At 72.4% G+C, this 22,184-nt stretch carries 17 protein-coding genes; 9 read left to right on the forward strand and 8 right to left on the reverse strand.

Features of this window, described 5'->3' with window-relative positions; genetic code table 11:
• Nucleotides 1–93 precede the first annotated feature (93 nt).
• Complete coding sequence (locus HT134_RS13170) at nt 94–1,488, forward strand: LVIVD repeat-containing protein (protein ID WP_246364379.1); 1,395 nt, start codon at nt 94–96, stop codon at nt 1,486–1,488.
• Between the two features lie 105 nt (nt 1,489–1,593).
• Here HT134_RS13170 and HT134_RS13175 read toward each other — a convergent pair whose 3' ends face one another.
• Nucleotides 1,594–2,598: an RDD family protein gene (locus HT134_RS13175; protein ID WP_175600638.1), complete on the reverse strand. Its 1,005-nt coding sequence runs from the start codon at nt 2,596–2,598 to the stop codon at nt 1,594–1,596.
• Between the two features lie 51 nt (nt 2,599–2,649).
• Here HT134_RS13175 and HT134_RS13180 point away from each other — a divergent pair, with 51 nt between their 5' ends.
• Nucleotides 2,650–3,642 carry a stage II sporulation protein M gene (locus HT134_RS13180; protein ID WP_175600639.1) on the forward strand — a complete coding sequence of 331 codons (993 nt, stop codon included), beginning with the start codon at nt 2,650–2,652 and terminating at the stop codon, nt 3,640–3,642.
• 33 nt (nt 3,643–3,675) lie between these two features.
• Here the strand turns inward: HT134_RS13180 and HT134_RS13185 are convergent, their stop codons facing one another.
• The 5 genes from HT134_RS13185 to HT134_RS13205 are packed head-to-tail and all read right to left on the reverse strand — an operon-like array spanning nt 3,676 to nt 9,123.
• Nucleotides 3,676–5,049 (reverse strand): DUF58 domain-containing protein, encoded by a 1,374-nt coding sequence (locus tag HT134_RS13185; protein WP_175600640.1) that lies wholly within the window; start codon nt 5,047–5,049, stop codon nt 3,676–3,678.
• On the reverse strand, nt 5,049–6,029 hold the full coding sequence (locus HT134_RS13190; protein WP_312888108.1) for an AAA family ATPase: 981 nt from the start codon (nt 6,027–6,029) through the stop codon (nt 5,049–5,051). Before HT134_RS13190 ends, HT134_RS13185 begins: the two co-directional genes overlap by 1 nt.
• On the reverse strand, nt 6,019–7,206 hold the full coding sequence (locus HT134_RS13195; RefSeq protein ID WP_175600641.1) for a DUF4350 domain-containing protein: 1,188 nt from the start codon (nt 7,204–7,206) through the stop codon (nt 6,019–6,021). The genes HT134_RS13190 and HT134_RS13195 overlap by 11 nt, the downstream gene beginning before the upstream one ends.
• 31 nt (nt 7,207–7,237) lie before the next feature.
• On the reverse strand, nt 7,238–7,864 hold the full coding sequence (locus HT134_RS13200) for a DUF4129 domain-containing protein (protein ID WP_175601103.1): 627 nt from the start codon (nt 7,862–7,864) through the stop codon (nt 7,238–7,240).
• The gene (locus HT134_RS13205) at nt 7,864–9,123 is read right to left on the reverse strand and encodes a DUF7847 domain-containing protein (protein WP_175600642.1); all 1,260 of its coding nucleotides are present in this window, start codon (nt 9,121–9,123) and stop codon (nt 7,864–7,866) included. The genes HT134_RS13200 and HT134_RS13205 overlap by 1 nt, the downstream gene beginning before the upstream one ends.
• 266 nt (nt 9,124–9,389) lie before the next feature.
• Between HT134_RS13205 and mtrA the strand changes: the two genes are divergently transcribed.
• The 6 genes from mtrA (at nt 9,390) to HT134_RS13235 (ending at nt 16,886) form a co-directional block, all read left to right on the forward strand.
• The gene (gene mtrA / locus HT134_RS13210) at nt 9,390–10,067 is read left to right on the forward strand and encodes an MtrAB system response regulator MtrA (RefSeq protein ID WP_043620615.1); all 678 of its coding nucleotides are present in this window, start codon (nt 9,390–9,392) and stop codon (nt 10,065–10,067) included.
• Nucleotides 10,068–10,085: 18 nt separating this feature from the next.
• On the forward strand, nt 10,086–11,831 hold the full coding sequence (gene mtrB / locus HT134_RS13215; RefSeq protein ID WP_175600643.1) for an MtrAB system histidine kinase MtrB: 1,746 nt from the start codon (nt 10,086–10,088) through the stop codon (nt 11,829–11,831).
• Nucleotides 11,818–13,602, forward strand: coding sequence for an LpqB family beta-propeller domain-containing protein (locus HT134_RS13220; protein WP_175600644.1), 1,785 nt, complete (start codon nt 11,818–11,820; stop codon nt 13,600–13,602). Before mtrB ends, HT134_RS13220 begins: the two co-directional genes overlap by 14 nt.
• A 217-nt stretch (nt 13,603–13,819) precedes the next feature.
• A complete protein-coding gene (locus HT134_RS45495; protein WP_312888110.1) occupies nt 13,820–14,746 on the forward strand; it encodes a ComF family protein in 927 nt (308 codons plus the stop codon).
• A gap of 603 nt (nt 14,747–15,349) precedes the next feature.
• A complete protein-coding gene (gene hpf / locus HT134_RS13230) occupies nt 15,350–16,027 on the forward strand; it encodes a ribosome hibernation-promoting factor, HPF/YfiA family (protein ID WP_175600645.1) in 678 nt (225 codons plus the stop codon).
• 160 nt (nt 16,028–16,187) lie between these two features.
• A complete protein-coding gene (locus HT134_RS13235; RefSeq protein WP_175587569.1) occupies nt 16,188–16,886 on the forward strand; it encodes a response regulator in 699 nt (232 codons plus the stop codon).
• On the opposite strand, the gene HT134_RS45500 is transcribed toward HT134_RS13235, so the two are convergent.
• Both HT134_RS45500 and HT134_RS13250 read right to left on the reverse strand, forming a co-directional pair.
• Nucleotides 16,879–18,255 (reverse strand): winged helix-turn-helix domain-containing protein, encoded by a 1,377-nt coding sequence (locus HT134_RS45500; RefSeq protein ID WP_246364380.1) that lies wholly within the window; start codon nt 18,253–18,255, stop codon nt 16,879–16,881. The genes HT134_RS13235 and HT134_RS45500 overlap by 8 nt on opposite strands.
• 643 nt (nt 18,256–18,898) lie before the next feature.
• Nucleotides 18,899–19,159: an HGxxPAAW family protein gene (locus tag HT134_RS13250; RefSeq protein WP_175600646.1), complete on the reverse strand. Its 261-nt coding sequence runs from the start codon at nt 19,157–19,159 to the stop codon at nt 18,899–18,901.
• Nucleotides 19,160–19,384: 225 nt separating this feature from the next.
• On the opposite strand from HT134_RS13250, the gene secA reads away from it, so the two are divergent.
• A complete protein-coding gene (secA, locus tag HT134_RS13255) occupies nt 19,385–22,180 on the forward strand; it encodes a preprotein translocase subunit SecA (protein WP_175600647.1) in 2,796 nt (931 codons plus the stop codon).
• The last annotated feature ends 4 nt before the right edge of the window (nt 22,181–22,184 follow it).

A 22,184-nucleotide genomic window follows, 5' to 3' on the forward strand; every position in this document is an offset into this window, starting at 1 on the left:
CCCGGCGTGCCGGGCGGTCCCGTGAGCGGGGGGCCGGCCCGCCTCCTCCGCGGGCCGGCCCTCGCCATGCCCGGACGCCACGCACCACAGAAGATGATTTTTCCTGCGATAGTGGGGCGGCTGACTTCATCCCCGACCAGGAGGTCCTCCGTGGCGTCCAGAATCGGCCGCGTCCTCGTGCTCACGGGAGCGGTGCTGGGTCTCGTGACATCCCCGGCCCAGGCCCGCGACGACGGCGCCAAGGCCAGCTCCAACGTCAAGCACGTGGCCACCATCCCCAAGCAGGGCGCCTTCACCGCGTCCGACGCCTACAGCACGGACCTGGCCTTCCAGGGACGCTACGCCTACCAGGGCAACTACTACGGCTTCACGGTCTACGACATCAAGAACCCGGCCAAGCCGGCCGTGGTGAGCCGCGTGTCCTGCCCCGGCGGCCAGAACGACGTGTCGGTCCACGGCGACCTGCTGTTCCTGTCGGTGGACGACCCGGTCAAGGGCGACTCCTGCCGCGCGGAGCCGACCTCGCCCGCGTTCAGGTCCGCGTGGGAGGGCATCCGGATCTTCGACATCTCCGACAAGTCCCGTCCGAAGTACATCAAGTCCGTCCGGACCGACTGCGGCTCGCACACCAACACCCTCGTGCCCGACAAGACGGGCAAGGCGGTCTACCTGTACGTGTCCTCGTACGGGCCGCAGAACGACTTCCCGCACTGCAAGCCGCCCCACGACAGCATCTCGATCGTCAAGGTGCCGCTGGACCGCCCCACGGCCGCCAAGGTGGTCGCCAAGCCCGTGCTCTTCCCCGAGGGCGGCAACGAGACGCAGGAGACGCTCCTCTCGCCCACCAGCGGCTGCCACGACATCACGGTCTTCGCCCGCAAGAACCTCGCCGCGGGCGCCTGCATGGGCGACGGCGTGCTGATGGACATCTCCGACCGCGAGCGCCCGAAGGTCACCGCCCGGGTGACCGACGACAACTTCGCGTTCTGGCACTCGGCCACCTTCAACGCCACCGGTGACAAGGTCGTCTTCACCGACGAGCTCGGCGGCGGCCTCGGCGCCGCCTGCACCCGGGCCGTCGGCCCGCAGCGCGGCGCGGACGCCATCTACACCGTCGAGGGCGGCCGGCTCGTCAAGCAGGCGTACTTCAAGATCCCGCGGCACCAGAGCGCCGGCGAGAACTGCGTCGCCCACAACGGCTCGCTGATCCCGGCCAAGGGCCGCGACATCATGGTCCAGGCGTGGTACCAGGGCGGCGTGTCGGTCTTCGACTTCACCGACGCGGCCAAGCCCCAGGAGATCGCCTACTTCGACCGGGGCCCGCTCTCGCCGCGCGACTTCGGCGGCTCGTGGTCGGCGTACTACTACAACGGCCACATCTACAGCAGCGACATCCAGAAGGGTCTGGACGTGCTGCGCATCACCGACCCGCGCACGGCCTCGGCGGCCGGGAGGCGGCTGAAGGTCCTCAACCCGCAGACCCAGTAGGACGGCCCTGCCGGGGGAGGGGACCCGCCGCCTCGCACGGTGGCGCTCCTCCCTCCGGCGGACGCTCGCACCTGTCGGCGGGCGCTCGCTCCTCTCAGCGGGCGCTCACTGCGGAGGGGCGAACCCCCCGGGCGTGCTCTGCGGCCCCTCGGAGGGCGGCTCCGGCGTGAAGGGCGGCGGGGGAGTGAAGGGCTGCGGCGCCGGGAACCCCTGCGGCGGCGGGTAAGGCTGAGGGCCGGCGTGAGGCTGAGGGCCCGCGTATGGCTGGGATGGGGCGTAAGGCTGAGGGCCCGCGTATGGCTGGGACGGGGCGTAAGGCTGAGGGGCTGCGTAAGGCTGGGGCGCCTGGCGGCCCCAGGGTTGCGTCACGCGGGCCAGCCGGGCCTCCTCGCGCCGCCGCCGCTCGGCCAGCACGGCGCTCAGGTACGCGTGCGGCGGCACCCCCGCCGGGGCCGCGGGCGAGACGTACGCCGCGACCTGCGTCGCGATGCGCACCCCCATCTCGTGCCGCACGGCCGGCGCGAGATCGTGCCAGCGCAGGAGGTACTGCCGGGCGGCCGTCGCCGCCTCCTGGGGAAGCTGCGACAGCTCCAGCGTCGCCGCCCACGCCGCGAGCGGCGGCGGCATGACGATGAGGTGGCCGTTGTCGCGCGGCGCCCGCTCGGCGATCACGATCGTGCCGGCGAACACGTCGCCCAGCCGCTTGCCCCGCTGCGAGACCAGTGACGAGATCAGCGCCGGCGCCCCCGTGAACGTCCAGATCTCCAGCATGCCCGCCAGCCCCCGGAACAGCGCCTGCCGGAACCGCTCCGGCCCGCCGTCGTCGCCCACGACCCGCAGGCCCAGCGCCAGCTTGCCGAGGCTGCGCCCCCGGGTGGCCGTCTCGAAGATGACCGGGTAGCCGACCAGCACGAGGACCACAAAGATGATCATGACCGCGGCGAGCAGCGCCGGGTCGCTGACGATCGCGAACGCCTGCACCGCGACGAGCGCGCCGATCAGCAGCGTCACCTGCACGACCATGTCGATGGCGAGCGCCAGCGCGCGGGACGGGAGCTGCGCCACCCGCACCTCGACGACGACGGCGTCCCCGGTCACGACCTCAGACATATGTGGAGCCTAACGGCAATGGCCCGTTGATCGACCGGCCACAATGGTCGGGTGGACATCGACGCGTTCGTCACGGCGCACCGCGGGGCCTGGGACCGGCTCGACCATCTCGTCAAGCACCGCACGTCCCTGACCGGGGCCGAGGTGGACGAGCTGGTCGACCTCTACCAGCGGGTGTCCACCCACCTGTCGATCGTGCGCTCGTCGTCGACCGACGCGATGCTGGCCGGCCGGTTGTCCGCGCTGGTCGCGCGCGCCAGGTCGGCCGTCACCGGGGCGCACGCGCCGGCCTGGCGGGAGCTGGCCAGGTTCGCCACGGTGTCGTTCCCCGTGGTGGCCTACCGGGCGCGGTGGTGGTGGCTGGCCACCGCCCTGGCGTTCCTCGCCGTGTCGTGGGTCATGGGCGCGTGGGTGGCCGGCGACCCGCAGGTGCAGGCCGCGATCGCCGGCCCCGAGGAGATCAAGCGGCTCGTCGAGCACGACTTCGCCGACTACTACTCCGAGAACCCCGCCGCGTCGTTCGCCGGCCGGGTGTGGATCAACAACGCGTGGGTGTCGGCGCAGGTCATCGTCTACGCGGTCTTCCTCGGGCTGCCCATCCCGTACGTGCTGTGGCAGAACGCGGCCAACGTCGCCGTCTCCGGCGGTCTCATGGCCTCGCGCGGCAAGCTCGACATCTTCTTCGGCCTGATCACCCCGCACGGGCTGCTGGAGCTGACCGCGGTGTTCCTCGCGGCGGCCGTCGGCATGCGGCTGGGCTGGACGGTCGTCGACCCGGGGCCGCGCAGGCGCGCCGAGGCGCTGGCCGAGCAGGGCCGGGCCGTGATGAGCGTGGCGCTCGGGCTGGTCGTGGTGCTGTTCGCGTCCGGGCTGATCGAGGCGTTCGTCACGCCGTCGGGGCTGCCGACGTGGGCGCGCATCGGCATCGGCGTGCTGGCGGAGGCGGTCTTCATCGCGTACGTGCTGGTGTTCGGGCGGCGGGCCGCCCGCCGGGACGAGACGGGCGACATCGAGCACGCCCCGGACGTCGCCCCCAGCGCCTGACGCCCGCCGCCTCCGGCGCCCTCGCGGAGCGGGCTAGAGGCGGCCCGCGGCCTTGAGCGCGAGGTAGGCGTCGGCCAGGGCGGGCGCGATGTCGTCCGGCGGCGCGTCCACCACCTCGACCCCGTGCCGCCGCAGCCGCGCGGTGATCCGGCGCCGGTCCAGCCGGGTGCGCTCGGCCGCCGCCGCGTCGTAGACCTCCTCGGCCGTGCCCTTGCGCGCCGCCATGTCGGCCACCCGCGGGTCGGAGACGGCGGCCACCAGCACCAGGTGGCGGGAGGACAGCTGCGGCAGCACCGGCATCAGCCCCTCGTCCAGGGCCGCGGCGTTGAGGTCGGTCAGCAGCACCACCAGGCAGCGCCGCTTGGCCCGGGCCAGGATCGCGGAGACCATGCCGCGCGAGTCGGCCTCCACCAGCTCCGCCTCGATCGGCGCCATCGCGTTGACCAGCGACGACAGCAGCTCGGTGCGGGAGGCGCCCGACACCCAGGCGCGGACGGCGCGGTCGTGGGCGAGGAAGTCGACCCGGTCGCCGGCGCGGGCGGCGAGCGCGCTCAGCAGCAGCGCCGCGTCCATCGACCAGTCGAGCCGCGGCCAGCCGGGCACCGGCCGCGCCCCGCGCCCGCTCACCGGCCCGCCCCCGTCGGCCGGGGCCCCGGCCAGCGGGATCGGCGCCTCGCCCACCCGGCCCGCCGAGGTGCGGCCGGTGTCGAGGACGATCAGCACCCGCCGGTCCCGCTCGGGCCGCCAGGTCCGTACGACCACGTCGTGGCGGCGGGCGGTGGCGCGCCAGTCGATCGAGCGCACGTCGTCGCCCACCACGTACTCGCGCAGCGAGTCGAACTCGGTGCCCTGGCCGCGCACGAGTGCCGGATGCCGGCCCTCCAGCTCACGCAGCCGCGCCAGCCGCGCGGGCAGGTGCTTGCGCGACAGGAACGGCGGCAGCACGCGCACCGCCCACGGCGAGCGGTGCCGTCCCTGGCGTGCGGCCAGCCCGAGCGGGCCGACGGAGCGCACGGTCACCGCCACGGACTCGCGGTCGCCGCGCCGGGTCGGGGTGAGCGTCACGGTGAGCCGGCGGCGCTCGCCCGGCGGCACGTCCAGCCGCATCACCCGCGGCGCGGCCCCCGCCGACGGCGGCCAGGCGTCGCGCAGCACGCCGCGGACCCGGCGCGAGCCCGGGTTCTCCACGACCAGCTCCACCGTGGCCCGCTGCCCGAGCCGCACGAGCGTCTCGCCGGAGCGGTGGAAGCGCAGCGGCCGGACGGCCCCGGCCAGCGCGAGGTCCACGAGGATCGCCGCGGCCAGCACCAGGCACACCCCGGCCAGGGCCGCCCCCGGCTGGGGCGCCACCAGCACCACCACGACGCCGAGCGCCGCGACCAGCGCGGCGCGTCCGGTCAGAGCCATCAGCGCGGGACCGGGACCGAGGCGAGGATGCCGTCGAGCAGGCCGTCCGCGGTGGCGCCCTCCAGCTCCGCCTCGGGCCGCAGCTGCACCCGGTGCCGCAGCGCGGGCCGGGCCAGCGCCTTGACGTCGTCGGGGGTCACGTACGCGCGGCCCGACAGCCACGCCCAGGCCCGCGCGGCGGCCAGCAGCGCGGTCGCGCCGCGCGGCGAGACGCCGAGCTGGAGCGACGGCGAGTTCCGGGTGGCGCGCGAGACGTCCACGATGTACCCGAGCACCTCGGGGGCCACGTGGACGGCCGCCACCGCCTCGCGGCCGGCGGCCAGGTCGGCCGCCGTCGCCACGGCGCGCACGTGCGACAGGTCGCGCGGGTCGAACCCGAGCGCGTGCCGCTCCAGCACCGCGATCTCCTGCTCGCGCGGCGGCAGCGGCACGGTCAGCTTGAGCAGGAACCGGTCGAGCTGGGCCTCGGGGAGCTGGTAGGTGCCCTCGTACTCGACGGGGTTCTGGGTGGCGCAGACCACGAACGGGTCGGGCAGCGGGCGGGCGTCGCCCTCGACGGTGACCTGCCGCTCCTCCATGGCCTCCAGCAGCGCCGCCTGGGTCTTCGGCGGGGTGCGGTTGATCTCGTCGGCGAGCAGCAGGTTGGTGAACACCGGCCCCTCGCGGAACTCGAACTCCGCCGTCCGCGCGTCGTACACCAGCGAGCCCGTCACGTCGCCCGGCATCAGGTCGGGTGTGAACTGCACCCGCTTGGACCCCAGGTCGAGCGCCTTCGCCAGCGTGCGGACCATGAGCGTCTTGGCGACGCCCGGCACGCCTTCGAGCAGCACGTGCCCCCGGCACAGCAGCGCGATCACCAGCCCGGTCACGACCGCGTCCTGGCCGACCACGGCCTTGGACACCTCCGCCCGCAGCGCCCCCAGCGCCTCGCGGGCCGCCTCACCGCGGCCCGTCACGCGGGTGGTCTCCTCAGTGTTCACCGACCGTCCTTTCGATGGTGTCCAGGTATTGGGCCAGGGCGACGAGCCCGGCGTCGTCGGCGGGTTCCGGTCCGTACAGCGCGGAGCCGACCTGGACGGCGTCCTGTCCGGTGCGCGCGGCGACGGCCGCGACGACCTCGTCGCGGCCCGCGTCGGGCGCCAGCCCGAGCCGGGGGAGGAGCCGGTCGATCGCGCCGGCCCGCAGCACGTCGGCCGCGCGGCCCCGGGCGCGCCTGGCCCGGTACAGCCGCCCGCGCCCCTCGACGGTCTCGGCGGCCCGCACCACGACCGGCAGCCGCTCGGTCACCACCGGGCCGAGCCGTCTGCCCCGCCACAGGCCGGTGACCAGCACGGCCACGGCCGCCATGGCCACGGCCCAGGGGACGCCCGGCGGCATCAGGTCGTAGATCGACCGGCCGGCGGGGCCGGCCACCGTGTCGCCCGTGCCGTCCCGCGGCGGCTCGACCAGCCAGGTGACGGCCTTGGCCGAGCCCAGCAGGTTGAGCGCGAGCGCCGCGTTGCCGTCCTCGGCCAGCCGCCGGTTGGTCATGAACTCGCCGCCGCCGACGACCGTGGTCGTGCCGCCCGCGTTGGGCATGCTGACCAGGGTCCAGCCGTCGTCGCCGGCCGGGTAGCAGCCGGTCGCGCCGCGCGGCGCGGTGAAGGCGGCGCCACCCATGAAGGCGTCGCCCGCGGCCCTCGCGGCGGGCAGCGGGCACTCCGGCTCGCGCGAACGCTCCCCGGCCTGCGCCGAGCTGCGCACGCCCGGGGCGAGCAGGTCGAGGCGGTAGAGGTCGCCCACCACGACCCGGTCGCCGGGGATGGTGGCCAGCCCGGCCGGGTCCAGGACGAAGCTCGTGTCGGTGATCAGCAGCAGCCGGTCGCCGCCTCGCGCGAGCTCGCGGGCGCGCGTCACCGAGTCGGCCCGGTCCACGCTCACGCCGCGGGCGCGCAGGAGCTGGGCCAGCGCCTTGGAGCCGTCGAGGGAGGTGTCGTCGGGGTCGAGCCGGCGCGACGGGCCGGTCCCGCCGCCGATGGCGACGCTGACGACCGCGGCGGCCACGAAGAGCAGGCCGAGCAGGATCGCCATCCGGCTCGCCCGCCACATGGAGCGGGCCGTGGGGGAGGTGGGCGCCGACTGCCGCGTCTCGGCCGGTCCCGTGCCGGTGAGACTCATGCCCGGCCCTCCCGGCACCGTTCCCGGGCCCTCATGCCGGGGCCCCCAGGGGCGCGGGCCGGGCCTGGCGCAGGCGCTCGTCGAGGTCGCGCATCGCCGCGTACGCGGCCGGGGTGCCGGCCACGCCACCGTAGGTCACGTCGTCGAACGAGCGCGCGGCGGCGGCGAGGTCACCGGCGAAGCCGGGCAGCGCACGGCCCGCCTCGGCGGCCAGTTCGTCGGCCGTGCGGCCGGGCTGGCCGTCGACCAGCGCGCGCTCCTCCAGGTCGCGGGCGATCGCGCGCAGCCGCTCCTGGATCGCCTCGGCGTGGCGGCCCTCGGCGGCGGCGCGCTCGGCCGCCTCCCGGTGCTCGGCGGCGGTCATCACCCGCGCGCCGAACACGCCGTGCGCGGGCGCGTGCTCGCGGGCCGCGCGCCGCAGCCGCCAGGCGCCCAGCGCGACCAGGCCCATGAGGACGAGCGTGATGAGGACGGCCGCGACGAAGCCGCCGGTGGTGCCGCCGCCGGCCACCGCGTCCAGCAGGTCGCTCAGGAACTGCGTGAAGTGCCGGTAGAGCTGGTCGACCAGCGACTCGTGGGCGTACTCGGGCCGGGCGAGCTCCTCGGCGGCCCGGCGCGCGGCCTCGTCGCGGCCGATCGGGCTCGCCAGGAACGGCATCACGGGGCCGGGGTGTGGGTCGGACGCCAGAGGTCGTCCGCCGACGCGTGCACCCAGCCCTGCCGCTGCTGCTCCACGGCCGCGGTCTGCAGGACGAGGTCGAACGCCTCGCTGCGCATGCGGCGGTCGGCGTACAGCAGGCCCGACACGCCGGCCTCGATCGGATAGGTGATCATCGCGCCGACCGTGCCGCCGACGGCGATGAGCACCACGGCGCTGACCGTGGCGCCCGCGCCGTCGCCCAGCAGGCCGAGCAGCATGCCGACGAAGGTGAACGGCACCTGCAGGATGGCCGCGGCGACCCCCACGATGATGGAGGTGAGCAGCATGATGCCGAAGACCCGCCAGAAGTCGCCGCTGACGAGCTGCCAGGAGCGCCGCAGGGCCGCGACCGGGCCCATGCCCTCCAGCACCACCGCCGGGGCCGCGAGCCCGAACTTGGTGCGGAAGAACACCAGGTAGGGCAGGTACAGCAGGACCATCACCAGCAGCAGGGCCGCCAGGCCGCCGCCGGAGACCGACCCGGTGGCGTACAGCGCCAGGAGGATCCCGAGGAAGGCCACCAGGGGCACCGCCAGCACGGCGACGAGCAGCCCCACCATGCCGAACAGCGCGGGCAGGCGCCCGCGGGTCAGCCGCCACGCCTCGCCCGCGGTGATGGAGCCGCCGAAGACGGCCCGGCCGAGGATGCGCGTCAGCACGCCGGTCAGCACCGTCACGACCACGAAGCTGACGGCCGCGGAGACCAGGGAGCCCCCGTACTGGGCGACGAAGCCGCCGGCCACGCCGGTGGGCTCCGCGTACGGGTCGGTGTAGGCGTCGCGGAGGGTCGAGCGCATCGAGCCGAGCACGAACGCCTGCCCCACGGCGAGCGGCAGGGAGGCCAGCAGCGCGGCGACGGCCGAGAGCCCGAGCACCGCCTTGGGGTTGGAGCGGACCAGCTTGATGGCGCCGTCGAGGATGTCGCCGAGGCGCAGCGGGCGCAGCGGGATGATCCCCGGGCGCGGGGCCTGCGGGATGCCGTAGGCGTAACCGTGGCCGAGCCCGTAGCCCGAGCCGCCCGTCGGCTGCTGGGGATGGGGCGGGTACGGAGCGTGCGGGGCCTGCTGGAAGGGGGCCTCCGGGCCGCCGCCGTGCGGAGCTCCCGGGGCGGAGCCAGGGGCGGTCCACGGCGAGGCCTGCGAAGGGCCGTAGGGTGGGGGCTGCTCGGCCGCCCAGCCTGGTGGCGTCTCGGGCGAGGGGCCGTGACCGTCAGACATATCCCAATCCTGGCACGCTGGGGGACACGGTGGTGTCGGGGAGGGGATTCGGTGCGACGGTTGCCCGCATTCCCGGGCGAATCACAGCGTGATCTCGTCTAGGGATGGCAGAAAGGCGGTCGGTTACCGCAGACTGATATGGCGATCGTGGGGCGAGTCTAAAATTGGTCTTTTGAAGGTCCCCTGTCCCACACATGAGCCGACCAAGGGTAACCTTCAGCGATCGTGCGGGTATGTCCCAGAATGCGTAGAACGAATGAGGGGCCATGAAAGGTCGCGTGCTGGTCGTCGATGACGATGCCGCTCTCGCCGAGATGCTGGGCATCGTGTTGCGCGGAGAGGGCTTCGAACCATCCTTTGTCTCCGACGGCGACAAGGCGCTTGACGCGTTCCGGGACACGCGCCCGGATCTGGTGCTGCTCGACCTGATGCTGCCGGGGGCCGACGGCATCGACGTGGCACGCAGGATCAGGGCCGAATCCGGGGTCCCGATCGTCATGCTCACCGCCAAGAGCGACACGATCGACGTCGTGCTGGGCCTGGAGTCGGGCGCCGACGACTACATCGTCAAGCCGTTCAAGCCCAAGGAGCTCGTGGCGCGGGTGCGGGCGCGGCTGCGCCGCACCGACGAGCCGACCCCCGAGATCCTGCAGATCGGCGACATCACGATCGACGTCGCGGGCCACTCCGTCAAGCGGGGCGAGGAGACCATCAACCTCACGCCGCTGGAGTTCGACCTGCTCGTCGCGCTCGCCCGCAAGCCGCGCCAGGTGTTCACCCGCGAGGTCCTGCTGGAGCAGGTCTGGGGCTACCGGCACGCCGCCGACACGCGCCTGGTCAACGTGCACGTGCAGCGCCTCCGCGCCAAGATCGAGAAGGACCCCGAGCACCCCGAGATCGTGGTCACCGTCCGCGGCGTGGGGTACAAGGCCGGCCCCGCCTAGCGGGCTCCTCCGCGCGCCATGCCCCCGACGACGAGCAGATCCCTCCGTCGGCGGACGCTCCGCCAGATCCTGGGCGGGGTCCGCCGGCGGGCGCGGCGTGCGGTGGGAGCGGTCCGCCGGGCCTGGCGGCGCTCGCTCCAGCTCCAGGTCGTCACCAGCACGCTGGTCATCTCGGTGACGGTCGTGGTCGTCCTCGGCGTGTTCCTGTCCGACCAGATCAACAAGTCGGTCATCGCGAGCAGCCAGGCGTCGGCCGCCAGCGAGGCGTTCGCCGACCGCGTCCAGATCGCCGCCGCGCTCAGCCAGGAGCCGGACGACCAGGCCAAGCCCGCCGACACCGGCAAGAGCGCGCCCGCCGACCCCCTCGACGCCGTGATGAACACCATCACCGGCTCCGGCGAGAACGGTTCCAAGAAGCGCTACGAGGTGCTCGTCCTCAACACCGCCACCCCGGGCTCCTCGCGCGCCTCGGGCAAGGTGTCGCCGCGCGACGTGCCCCTCGCCCTGCGGCAGGGCCTCGAACGGCAGGCCAAGAACCTGCGCTACGACAAGCCGCTGCGGCACCAGGCGCTCATCCGCTTCAGCGGCGAGACCCAGCCCCGGCTGACGCTGGTCATCGGCGGCCTCATCCCGCCCGACGCGGGCGCCAGCTACGAGGTCTACCACTTCTTCCCGCTCAACGACGAAGAGCAGATGCTCTCCAACGTCCGCCTCGCCATCGTCGTGGTGGGCTTCGGGCTGGTGCTGCTGCTGGCCGCGATCGCCTACCTCGTGGCGCGCCAGGTCGTCACCCCCGTGCGGCTGGCCCGCCAGGCCGCCGAGCGCCTGGCCGCCGGCAAGCTCGACGAACGGCTCAAGGTACGCGGCGAGGACGACCTGGCCCGGCTGGCGACCTCCTTCAACGAGATGGCCGGCAACCTCGCCCTCAAGATCCACCAGTTGGAGGAGCTGTCCCAGGTGCAGCGCCAGTTCGTCTCCGACGTCTCCCACGAGCTGCGCACCCCGCTCACCACGGTCCGGATGGCCGCCGACCTGCTCTACGACGCCCGCGAGGACTTCGAGCCGATGGCCGCCCGCTCCGCCGAGCTCATGCAGGCCCAGCTCGAACGCTTCGAGTCCATGCTGGCCGACCTGCTGGAGATCAGCCGCTACGACGCCGGCGCCGCCACCCTCGACCTCGACTCCGTCGACGTGCGCGACGTCGTGCTGCGCGCCATCGCCGACTCCGAGGCGCTGGCGGAGCGCCACTCCACCCGCTTCGAGCTGCGGCTGCCCAACGAGCCATGCATGGCCGAGATCGACAACCGCCGGGTCGAGCGGATCCTGCGCAACCTGCTGTTCAACGCGATCGAGCACGGCGAGGGCCGCGACGTGGTGGTCACCGTGGGCGCCGACCGCGACGCCGTCGCCGTGGCCGTGCGCGACCACGGCATTGGCCTGAAGGCCGGCGAGGAGACGATGGTGTTCGACCGGTTCTGGCGGGCCGACCCCTCGCGGGCGCGCACCATCGGCGGCACCGGGCTCGGCCTGGCGATCTCGCGCGAGGACGCCACGCTCCACGGCGGCTGGCTCCAGGCGTGGGGGCAGGCCGGCGAGGGCTCCCAGTTCAGGCTCACGCTGCCCAGGACGGCGGGCGCCGACCTCAAGGGGTCGCCGCTGTCGCTGGTGCCCCCGGAGATCGAGATGCGCCGCACCTGGCGAGGTCAGATGACCCCGGTGCTGCTGCCGGCGTCGGGAGACGGGGCCGGACATGAGGAGCTCTAGGCGGCTGGTGGCCGCCCTGGCCGTCGCCGTCGTGGCATGGGCGGGCTCCGGTTGCGCGGTGATCCCGGTCGGCGGCCCGTTCCCGGTGGACGAGGCCGGCGGCGGCGACCCCATGAGCAAGCCGTTCCAACGCATGATCGCCGTGCCGCCGCAGCCGGCCTGGGCGCCCATCCAGGTCGTCCAGGGGCTCCAGGCCGCGATGGCGGCCTACGCCGACGAGCCCGGCGTGCTGTCCACGTACCTCACGCCCGCCGCCGCGAAGACCTGGAGACCGGACGGTCCCATCACGGTCATCGCCAACCGCCCCAAGTACGACTACGTGGGCAAGAGCGACGGCGACCAGGTGGTCATCAGGCTCACCGGCACCCCGGTCGCCCGCATCGAGGCCGACGACACGTACATGCCGTACTCGGCCGCCGTGGGCGACATCTCCGTCGATTTCACCCTGGTCAAGGACGCGCAGGGCGGCTACCACGTCCAGTCGGTCGAGCGGGGCGCGGGGCTGCTGCTGACCATGGACGACGTGGCCCGCGCCTACCGGCCCACCAAGCTGTACTTCCTGGCCGGGCCGCCCGGGCCGAGCCGGCTGTTCGCCGAGCGGCGGCTCGTCGTCGACCGGGTGTGGCTGCGCGTCAAGCCGACCGAGAACTTCGCGCAGACCATCGTCCGCCGTCTCCTGGACGGGCCCAGCAAGGCGCTGCACGGCGCGGTCGGCAGCGTCTTCCCGCAGGGCATGAGCGTCCGCTCGGTCCGCTCCGACGACGACCGCGTCGTGGTCGACCTGCACGGCCCCATCGCGCCCGACGACCTGTACACCGACGGGCTCAAGGCGCAGCTCAAGTGGACGCTCAACAACAACGACATGGCCAACGGCCGCACCATCGAGGTGCAGCTCGACGGCGAGCCGTTCTACTCCTCCGACCCGCTCGTCATCCGCGCCGACGACATGCGCGAGGACTGGCTCGGCAGCAACGTCAGCCCCGCCTACTACGTCAGCCGGGGCGCCGTGCGCTCCCTGGGCGACGACCGGCCGGGCAACGCCGTCCAGGGCCCCGCCGGCCAGCCGAACGAGCTCTACAGCCGCCTGGCGATGTCCGACGGCGGCGCCATGGTGGCGGCGCGCGGCACGCCGGCGGCCGGCGGCGGCATCTGGGTCACCCGGGTCGCCCCCGACGGCCGGTGGCAGCGCTGGATCCAGGGCCGCCAGGAGGACCTCACGCCGCCGTCCTGGCACCGCGACGGCACGCTGTGGACCTACGACCGGGCCAACGACACCGTCCTGCGGTGCGACCCCGCCTCGGGCCGGGGCCCCGAACGGGTCGCCGCGCCGGGCCTCGACGGGCTCGACGTCACGCGGCTGCGCGTCTCCCGCGACGGCGTGCGGGTCGCGGTGACGGTCGGCAAGAACGAGGTGCGGGTCGGCGCGATCACCGGCGGGGGCGGCGCCCCCATGCTGGGCAACTTCCAGACGCTGATCACGGTGACCGACGAGGAGATCCGGGACATCGCCTGGCGCGATGGCGAGCGGCTGCTGGTGCTCGTCCAGAGCAAGAACGCGCAGAGCGTCAGGGAGATCTACGTGGGCGACGGGCAGAGCACGGAGCTCCCGGCGACCAACAAGCGGCTGGAGTCGATCAGCGCCCTGGGCCAGCGGCTGCTCGCGGCCACGGAGGGGCGCAAGGGGATCCTGGAGTTCAACCAGGACAAGCAGGGGTGGGTGTCCAAGGTCGGCGAGGGCGACGCCGCCAACCCCATCTTCTCCCTGGGCTGACCGCACGGTCTGGCGCACCGTCCGCACCCGTCGCGCCCTCGTCGGCTCCCGTCGACGTCCCACCGCCTCGCCGCCCTCCACCGCCGTCGTCCGGTCCCACCGGCCTGCACCCCGGGGCGCGTACAGGAGGAGCGCGGTGCGAAGGGAACCCGCCCGGCGCGGAGGGCGCCTCGTGCCCCCGGCGGGAATGTCGGTGGCGTCCTGCATGCTGGGGCGCGTGCTGACCGCCGTGCTCGACGTGCTCCTGCCGCGCCCCTGCGTGGGCTGCGGCGCGCCCGGGGCGCCCCTGTGCGACGCGTGCCTCGCGCCGCTCGTCGCCCCGGAGCCCCGCACGCCGGCGCCGCGCCCCGCCGGGCTCCCGGCCTGCTGGTCCGCCGCCTGGTACGAAGGCCCGCTGCGGCGAGCCGTGATCGCCTACAAGGAACGCGCCCAGACCGGCCTGGCGGTCCCCCTGGCCGCCCTGCTCGCCTTCACCGTGGCCTCGGCCCTCGCGGCCGGCCGTCCCGTCGAGGGCCCGTTCGCGGTCGTGCCGGTGCCGAGCGCCCGCCGCGCCCTGCGCTCGCGGGGCCACGACCCCATGGGGCGGCTCGCCGAGCTGGCCGTCCACGCCCTGACCCGGCTCGGCCGTCCGGCGGTGCTGTGGCGGGCCCTGACGCCGGCACGACGCGTGGCCGACCAGGCCGGGCTCGACGCGGCCGGACGCGCCGCGAACCTGGCGGGCTCCCTGCGCGTCACCGGACGCCCGCCGAACCCGACAGGTTCCTTGAGCGTCACCGGACGCCCGCCGAACCCGACAGGTTCCCTGAGCGCCGCCGAACGCGGCGCCGACGTGGCGGGCTCCCTGCGCCTCGCGCAACGCGCCGCCGACATGACCGGCGTCGTCGGACGCGAGGCGGCGCCGAAGGCCACCGCGACGGCACCGTCACCGGCAGCCCTCCACGGTCACGGGACGGACAAGTTTCGGACGCCCGGCACGCCCTGGGCGCTCGGCATGCCCGTGGTGCTCGTGGACGACCTGGTCACCACCGGCGCGACGTTGGCGGAGGCCGCCCGCGCGCTCCGGGAGGAGGGGTGGGACGTGGCCTGCGCCGTGACCGTGGCCGCGACACGCCGAAGATCCGAAAATGCCCGAAGGTCACCGTAAGTGACGTTCGGCGGCGGGGCGTGCTCACGTGCGGGTCACATCTGACTACCCCCCGTACGGATGAAGGCCAGCTCAGAGAGATCATCCCGGAGTACATAAAGGTAGGGAGATCCTAAACGGGGGCAACTTTCCCCCGAGTCACACCAAGCGAAAATCACAGAAAGTGATCCTTTGGGCAATCCCCAGGCTGACATTCGGGTCCGATCCGGATAGCGTTCTGACATGGCACCCGTTCGGGTCCGTGGTTGCGCAGAGCCGGGAGTCCCGGCTCTGCTAGCCGATGCCAGCCGCAGGCGAAACGGTCCACGTAAGGCGACTCTTTGTCGACCGATCACGGTGCGGCTTAGGGGTAAGTCCTGCCTTCCCGAGGGTCCAGATGTCCCTCGTCAGAAGAGAAGGGCGGTAGTGGCATCAGAGCTGCGAAACCCTCAGCAGGCGGATGTGGGGTCGAAGACCAGGTCGGCCGGACGGGTGCCGCCCGAAACTCCGGTGATGGAAGGCCGAAAGCGGGGAACGGTGAACAGGAGGCAAACAGAAGACCCCGCCCGGCAGGCGCGTCGCCGGGCGCTCTATCTCAGTCGTTAGGCGAAGGGGGGCTGTTGCATGGACATCATCGTCAAGGGCCGGCACACAGGAGTGAGTGATCGGTTCCGCGACCAAGTGACGACCAAGCTGGCCAGGATCGAGCGTCTCGACAGCAAACTGATCAGAGTCGACGTGGAGGTGTCGAAGGAGCGCAATCCGCGCCTCGCCGCGCAACGCGAGCGCGTCGAGCTGACCATCCATTCCCGGGGGCCCGCCATCAGGGCCGAGGCCTCCGCCGACGACCGCTTCTCCGCCCTCGACATCGCCCTGGACAAGCTGGAAGGCCGCCTGCGCAGGCTCGCCGACCGGCGCAAGGTCCACCACGGCAACCACTGCCCGCCCTCCGTGGCGGAGCTCACCGCGTCGCTCCCAGACGCAGCGGATCTCACACCCGCCCCATCCCCGCTCGCCACCGAGGCCCCCGAGCCCGAGACCGGCGAGCTTCCCGACGACGCCCAGTACGACGACCGGCGCTACGACGACATCGTCCCCATCGAGATGGAAGGTGACGGCCCCCTCATCGTGAGGGAGAAGTTCCACCGAGCCGAGCCCATGACCATCGACCAGGCCCTCCTCGAGATGGAGCTGGTCGGACACGACTTCTACCTGTTCCGTGACAAGGAGAGCGGCCAGCCGTGCGTCGTCTACAACCGGCGGGGGTACAACTACGGCGTGTTGCGGCTCGTCGAGCCCTGATAGCGTCTTAAAGGATCTTCTCGACCAACCGAGGACCCGGCACTCGTGTCATCATCGGTCCAACGGCTCTGGCCCCCCGACGAGGAGGAGACGTGAGCGAGCTCAGTCAGGTGCGTGTGAGCGAGCGAAGCGAGGTCGCGAGGCTGACCGAGGAGGCCTCGTGACCGAGCCCGATGAGGGCGGCGCGCCCGGCGGCGAGCCGATCCGTGTGCTGATCGTGGACGACCACGAGCTGATCAGGCGGAGCCTGGCCCTGGCGCTGGCCGCGGAGCCGGACATCGACGTGGTCGGAGAGGCGAGCGACGGGCAGGAGGCGGTCGAACTGGCCGACCGCCTCATGCCCGACGTGGCGTTGATGGACGTCCGCATGCCCCGGCAGGACGGCATCGAGGCCACCAAGGGCATCCGGGCCTCGGTGCCGAGCACCCGCATCATCATGCTGACGGTGAGCGACGAGGAGGAGGACCTCTTCGAGGCCATCAAGGCCGGCGCGACGGGCTACCTGCTCAAGGACGTCCAGATCAACGACGTCCCGGCGGCGGTGCGCGGCGTCCACGAGGGCCAGTCGCTCATCAACCCGGCCATGGCGGCCAAGCTCATCACCGAGTTCGCGAACATGAGCCGCAAGGAGGCCGAGCGACCCCCCCAGTTGCCGGTCCCGCGGCTCACCGAGCGCGAGATGGAGGTGCTGCGCCTGGTCGCCAAGGGCATGAACAACCGGGAGATCGCCAAGCAGCTGTTCATCAGCGAGAACACGGTGAAGAACCACGTCCGCAACATCCTGGACAAGCTGCAGCTGCACTCGCGCATGGAGGCCGTGGTCTACGCCGTGCGCGAGCGCATGCTGGAGATCACCTGACGGCCGTCTCCAGGTGGGCGGCGAGGCCCGGGTCGGCCCGTTCGACCCGTACGGCGTCGCAGCCCACCCACTCGGCGGCCGACCAGAGGGCGTCGCGCAGCGCGTCGGCCCACCGGGCGCCGCTCAGCCCCGGCTCCAGGCTGAGCTGCCGCGCCACCAGCGTGGAGCCCTCGCGCGCGGGATCGACCCGCCCGATGAGCCTTCCTCCGGCCAGCACGGGCATCGTGAAGTAGCCGTGCACGCGCTTGTGGCGCGGCACGTACAGCTCCAGCGTGTACGCGAAGCCGAAGACCCGCTCGGTGCGGCCCCGGTGCCAGATCAGCGAGTCGAACGGCGAGACCAGGGTGGTGCGGTGCCGGCCGCGCGGCTCGGACGCCAGCGCCTCGGGATCGGCCCACGCGGCGGCGCCCTTGACGGTCTTCGCCCTGACGGCGGCCCGGCCCGCACCGGCGGCCCGCCCGTTGACCGCGATCGTCACCTTGCCGCTGCCGCTGCCGCTGCCGCTCGCGTCGCCGTCGCCCGCACCCTGCCCGTCGGCGCTTGCGCTCCCACCGTTCGCGCTCCCGCCACGGGAGGCGTCTCGGGCCGGCCAGCCCGACACGGTCACGGGCACGAGCCCGGCCGCGCCGCTGAGCAGGCACTCGTCCAGCATCGCGGCGTACTTGCCCTTGAGCCGCAGGAAGTCGATCAGATCGCCCCGCGTCGCGACGCCCAGCGCGCGGCCCGCGACTCGCGCGAGCCGTACGACGCACTCCTCGTCGGTGAGGTCCTCGGCCAGGAGGTCGGCGGGGACGACGCGCTCGGCGAGGTCGTAGATCCGCCGCCAGCCGACGCGCCGGGTGCAGACCAGCTCGCCGATGTCGAGCAGCCACTCCAGCGCGATCTTGGACTCGGACCAGTCCCACCACTCGCCGGCCTGGCCGTCGCCGTCGGAACGCCTGGCCGCCCGCGCGCCGCCCACCTCGGCGGTGGTGACGGGGCCGGACTCGCGCACCTGCCGCAGCAGCTTCTCGACGTGGTCGTAGGGGACCTCGTGCCAGCGGAAGCCGCGCTCCCGGTAGGCGCGGCGGCGGAAGGCGTAGAGCGGCCAGTGCTCGATCGGCAGGATGCAGGCGGCGTGGCACCAGTACTCGAAGCTCTGAGCCGGCTCGTGCCAGTAGGCGCGCTCGACCTCCGCCCTGCCCACCGCTCCCAGGCGCGCGTAGGCGACCAGCTCATGGGACCGGGCGAGGACCGAGATCGTGTCGAGCTGCACTGCGCCGAGCCTGCGCAGCATGCCGCGCGGGCCGCCTCGGCGCCCCTCGGCGCCGAGCAGGCCCTGCGCGCGCAGGATGATGCGGCGCGCCTCGTCGGCGGTCAGGTCGGTCATGTGAGCGATTCCGTACGAGTACGAGGGAGCATGCGGCGCATGCTAGCGCCGCCCACCGACAGAAGTGCGAGCGCGGGGGCGGCTGGTGGAAATCTGGAGGAACGCCCCGGGAGGTGGCGGGGCCGGAGCGTCCATCGCTGACCGGGTCATTTCACCACCCGCACCGCCCTCGCACTCAAGGTCCTTAAGGGACCCCCATGCCCAAGGCGCGCGAAACACCCGGGACCCGCGAAACACCCGCCCACGAAGCCGCACCGGGCCTCGCGGCACGCCGGGAGAGAACGCGGAGAACGCGGCACGCCTGGGAAAGAGCATCTGGCCGGTGGCGACATCAGGGGGAGGGAGAACAGGCCGTGGCGCGCCGAAAGGACGGGCATCAGGCCCGCCGTGCACCCCTGGGGAGAACGGCATCAGCTCGTGGCGTAACCCCGGGGAGAACGGGGTCAGCCCGTGGCGTACCCCTGGGAGAACGCAGTCGGCTCAGGCGACGCGCCCGGGAAACCGGAGGAGATAACAGCTGCGGCGCGCCCGAGGAGACGTCAGGCGCGTGGAGCGGCAGCTTCAGGAGCGCCAGCGCGCGAAGGAGCGGCGTCGCGTGGTGTGACGCCGCTCCCGCGGCTCGGACGACCGTCGGGGCTCGGGGTCAGCGGTGGTCTTCGACGGACATGCCGACGCGGGGAGCGTCGATCACGACGTCGGAGAAGATGTCGAAGACGAGCGCCAGGATGCCGCCCACGACGATCACCCCGGCGCCGACCCAGACGAGCGTCCAGCTCGCCATGGTCAGTCCGACACCGCCGATGATGAACCCGATCAGCATGACGGTGACCGCGAGCCACGAAGACGCGCGCCCGCCGTGACTGCCGAGATGCTCAGTCTGCTCGCTCTTCTGGCCCTCTACCATGACACAATCCTTCCCTTTGCCGGATATCCCGCTATTTGGTGCGAGCCGGCTGTCAACCGGCATACCCTCTGCCTCGTCCCATTCTCCCAGACATCACCTGCGCCCTCGATGTCGCGGTGGCTGTGTCTGCTGGCGGAACCGCCTACCATGGCAACGGGGAAGTTTGTCTCGGCCTCTCCTCCTGGCGGCGCCGCCGGGGTAGACCTGCGAGGAGCTTTACATAAAGTGGCAGCCATTCTCGACAAGATCCTGCGTGCCGGCGAGGGCAAGACCCTCCGTAAGCTCAAGCGGATCGCAGACCAGGTCAACTCCATCGAGGACGACTTCACGAGCCTGTCCGACGCGGAGTTGCGCGCGCTGACGGACGAGTTCAAGCAGCGCCACAAAGACGGGGAGTCGCTCGACGACCTGCTTCCCGAGGCGTTCGCCACCGTGCGCGAGGCGGCCCGCCGTGTGCTGGGCCAGCGCCCCTACGACGTCCAGATCATGGGCGGCGCCAACCTCCACATGGGCAACATCTCCGAGATGAAGACCGGTGAGGGCAAGACCCTCACCTGCACCCTGCCCGCCTACCTCAACGCGCTGGCCGGCAAGGGCGTCCATGTGATCACGGTCAACGACTACCTCGCCAAGCGCGACGCCGAGAAGATGGGCCGCATCCACCGCTTCCTCGGCCTGGAGGTCGGCGTGATCATCGCCGGGCAGCAGCCCGACGAGCGCCGCAGGCAGTACGAGGCCGACATCACGTACGGCACCAACAACGAGTTCGGCTTCGACTACCTGCGCGACAACATGGCCTGGTCGCTCGACGAGTGCGTGCAGCGCGGCCACTACTTCGCGATCGTGGACGAGGTCGACTCCATCCTCATCGACGAGGCCCGCACGCCGCTGATCATCTCCGGCCCCGGCGAGCAGTCCGGCAAGTGGTACGCCGAGTTCGCCAAGATCGTGCCCAGGCTGCGCCGCGGCGTCGAGGCGAAGAACCCCGGCGAGGAGAGCACCGGCGACTACGTCGTCGACGAGAAGAAGCGCACGGTCGGCGTGCTGGAGGCGGGCGTCGCCAAGGTCGAGGACTGGCTCGGCATCGACAACCTCTACAAGCCCGAGCACACCCACCTGGTCGGCTTCCTGAACAACGCGCTCAAGGCCAAGGAGCTGTTCAAGAAGGACAAGGACTACATCGTCGCCGACGGCGAGGTCCTGATCGTCGACGAGTTCACCGGGCGCATCCTGCACGGCCGTCGCTACAACGAGGGCATGCACCAGGCCATCGAGGCCAAGGAAGGCGTGCAGATCAAGGACGAGAACCAGACTCTCGCCACCGTCACGCTGCAGAACTACTTCCGCCTCTACGACAAGCTGTCCGGCATGACCGGCACCGCCGTCACCGAGGCCAACGAGTTCCACAAGACCTACAAGCTCGGCGTGGTCCCGATCCCCACCAACCGGCCGATGATCCGCAAGGACCAGGCCGACGTGGTCTACAAGACCGAGGACGCCAAGTTCGACGCCGTGGTCATGGACATCAAGGAACGCTACGAGCAGGGCCAGCCGGTGCTCGTCGGCACCACCTCGGTCGAGAAGTCCGAGCGGCTGTCGCGGGCGCTCAAGCGCCAGGGCGTCCCGCACGAGGTGCTCAACGCGAAGAACCACGCGCGTGAGGCCGCGATCATCGCCGAGGCGGGGCGCAAGGGCGCCGTCACCGTCGCCACCAACATGGCCGGCCGCGGCACCGACATCATGCTCGGCGGCAACCCCGAGTTCCGCGCCGACCTCGAACTCCGCCAGCGCGGCCTCGACCCGGTCGAGACGCCGGAGGAGTACGAGAAGGCCTGGCCCGAGGCGCTGGAGAAGGCCAAGGCCGCGGTCCAGGCCGAGCACGACGAGGTCGTCGAGATCGGCGGCCTGTACGTCCTCGGCACCGAGCGCCACGAGTCGCGCCGCATCGACAACCAGCTCCGCGGCCGTTCCGGCCGTCAGGGCGACCCCGGCGAGTCGCGCTTCTACCTCTCGCTCGGCGACGACCTGATGCGCCTGTTCAACTCGGCCCGCGTCGAGATGATCATGACGCGGCTCAACATCCCCGACGACCAGCCGATCGAGTCGGGCATCGTCTCCAAGGCCATCGCCTCCGCCCAGCACCAGGTCGAGCAGCAGAACTTCGAGATCCGCAAGGAAGTTCTCAAGTACGACGAGGTGATGAACCGCCAGCGCAAGGTCATCTACGCCGAGCGCCACCGGGTGCTGGAGGGCGCCGACCTGCACGAGCAGGTGCGCGGCTTCATCGGCGACGTGATCGACGGCTACGTCGTGGGCGCCACCTCCGAGGGCTTCGCCGAGGAGTGGGACCTCGACAAGCTGTGGAAGGCGTTCAGCGAGCTCTACCCGATCCAGGTCACCATCGACAACCTGGTCGAGGAGGCCGGCTCGCGCGAGGAGCTCACCGCCGAGTTCATCAGCGAGAAGATCAAGCAGGACGCGCTGGCCGCCTACGACCGTCGCGAGCAGGAGCTCGGCTCCGAGGCGATGCGCGAGTTCGAGCGCCGCGTCATCCTGTCCGTCCTCGACCGCAAGTGGCGCGAGCACCTGTACGAGATGGACTACCTGCGCGAGGGCATCGGCATGCGGGCCTACGCGCAGAAGGACCCGCAGATCGAGTACCAGCGCGAGGGCTTCGAGATGTTCGCCGCGATGCTCGAGGGCATCAAGGAGGACTCGGTCGGGTTCCTGTTCAACATCGAGGTCGAGGTCCAGCAGAACCCGATCGTCGAGGAGGCGCAGGAGGACGCGATGGTGGCGGAGACCCGCTCCATCATCGCGCGCGGCCTGCGCGGTCCCGAGCGGCCCGCCGAGCTGGAGTACTCCGCGCCGGGCGAGCAGGGCGAGGTCGAGCACACCCGCGTCCGCACCACCGCGGCGGAGCGGGCGGCCTACGGCAACGTCGAGCGCAACGCGCCGTGCCCGTGCGGGTCCGGCAAGAAGTACAAGCGCTGCCACGGCGACCCGCGCAACGCGGCCTGACCCG

The sequence above is a fragment of the Nonomuraea rhodomycinica genome, from assembly GCF_013363995.1.
In the GTDB taxonomy this organism is placed as follows: domain Bacteria; phylum Actinomycetota; class Actinomycetes; order Streptosporangiales; family Streptosporangiaceae; genus Nonomuraea; species Nonomuraea rhodomycinica.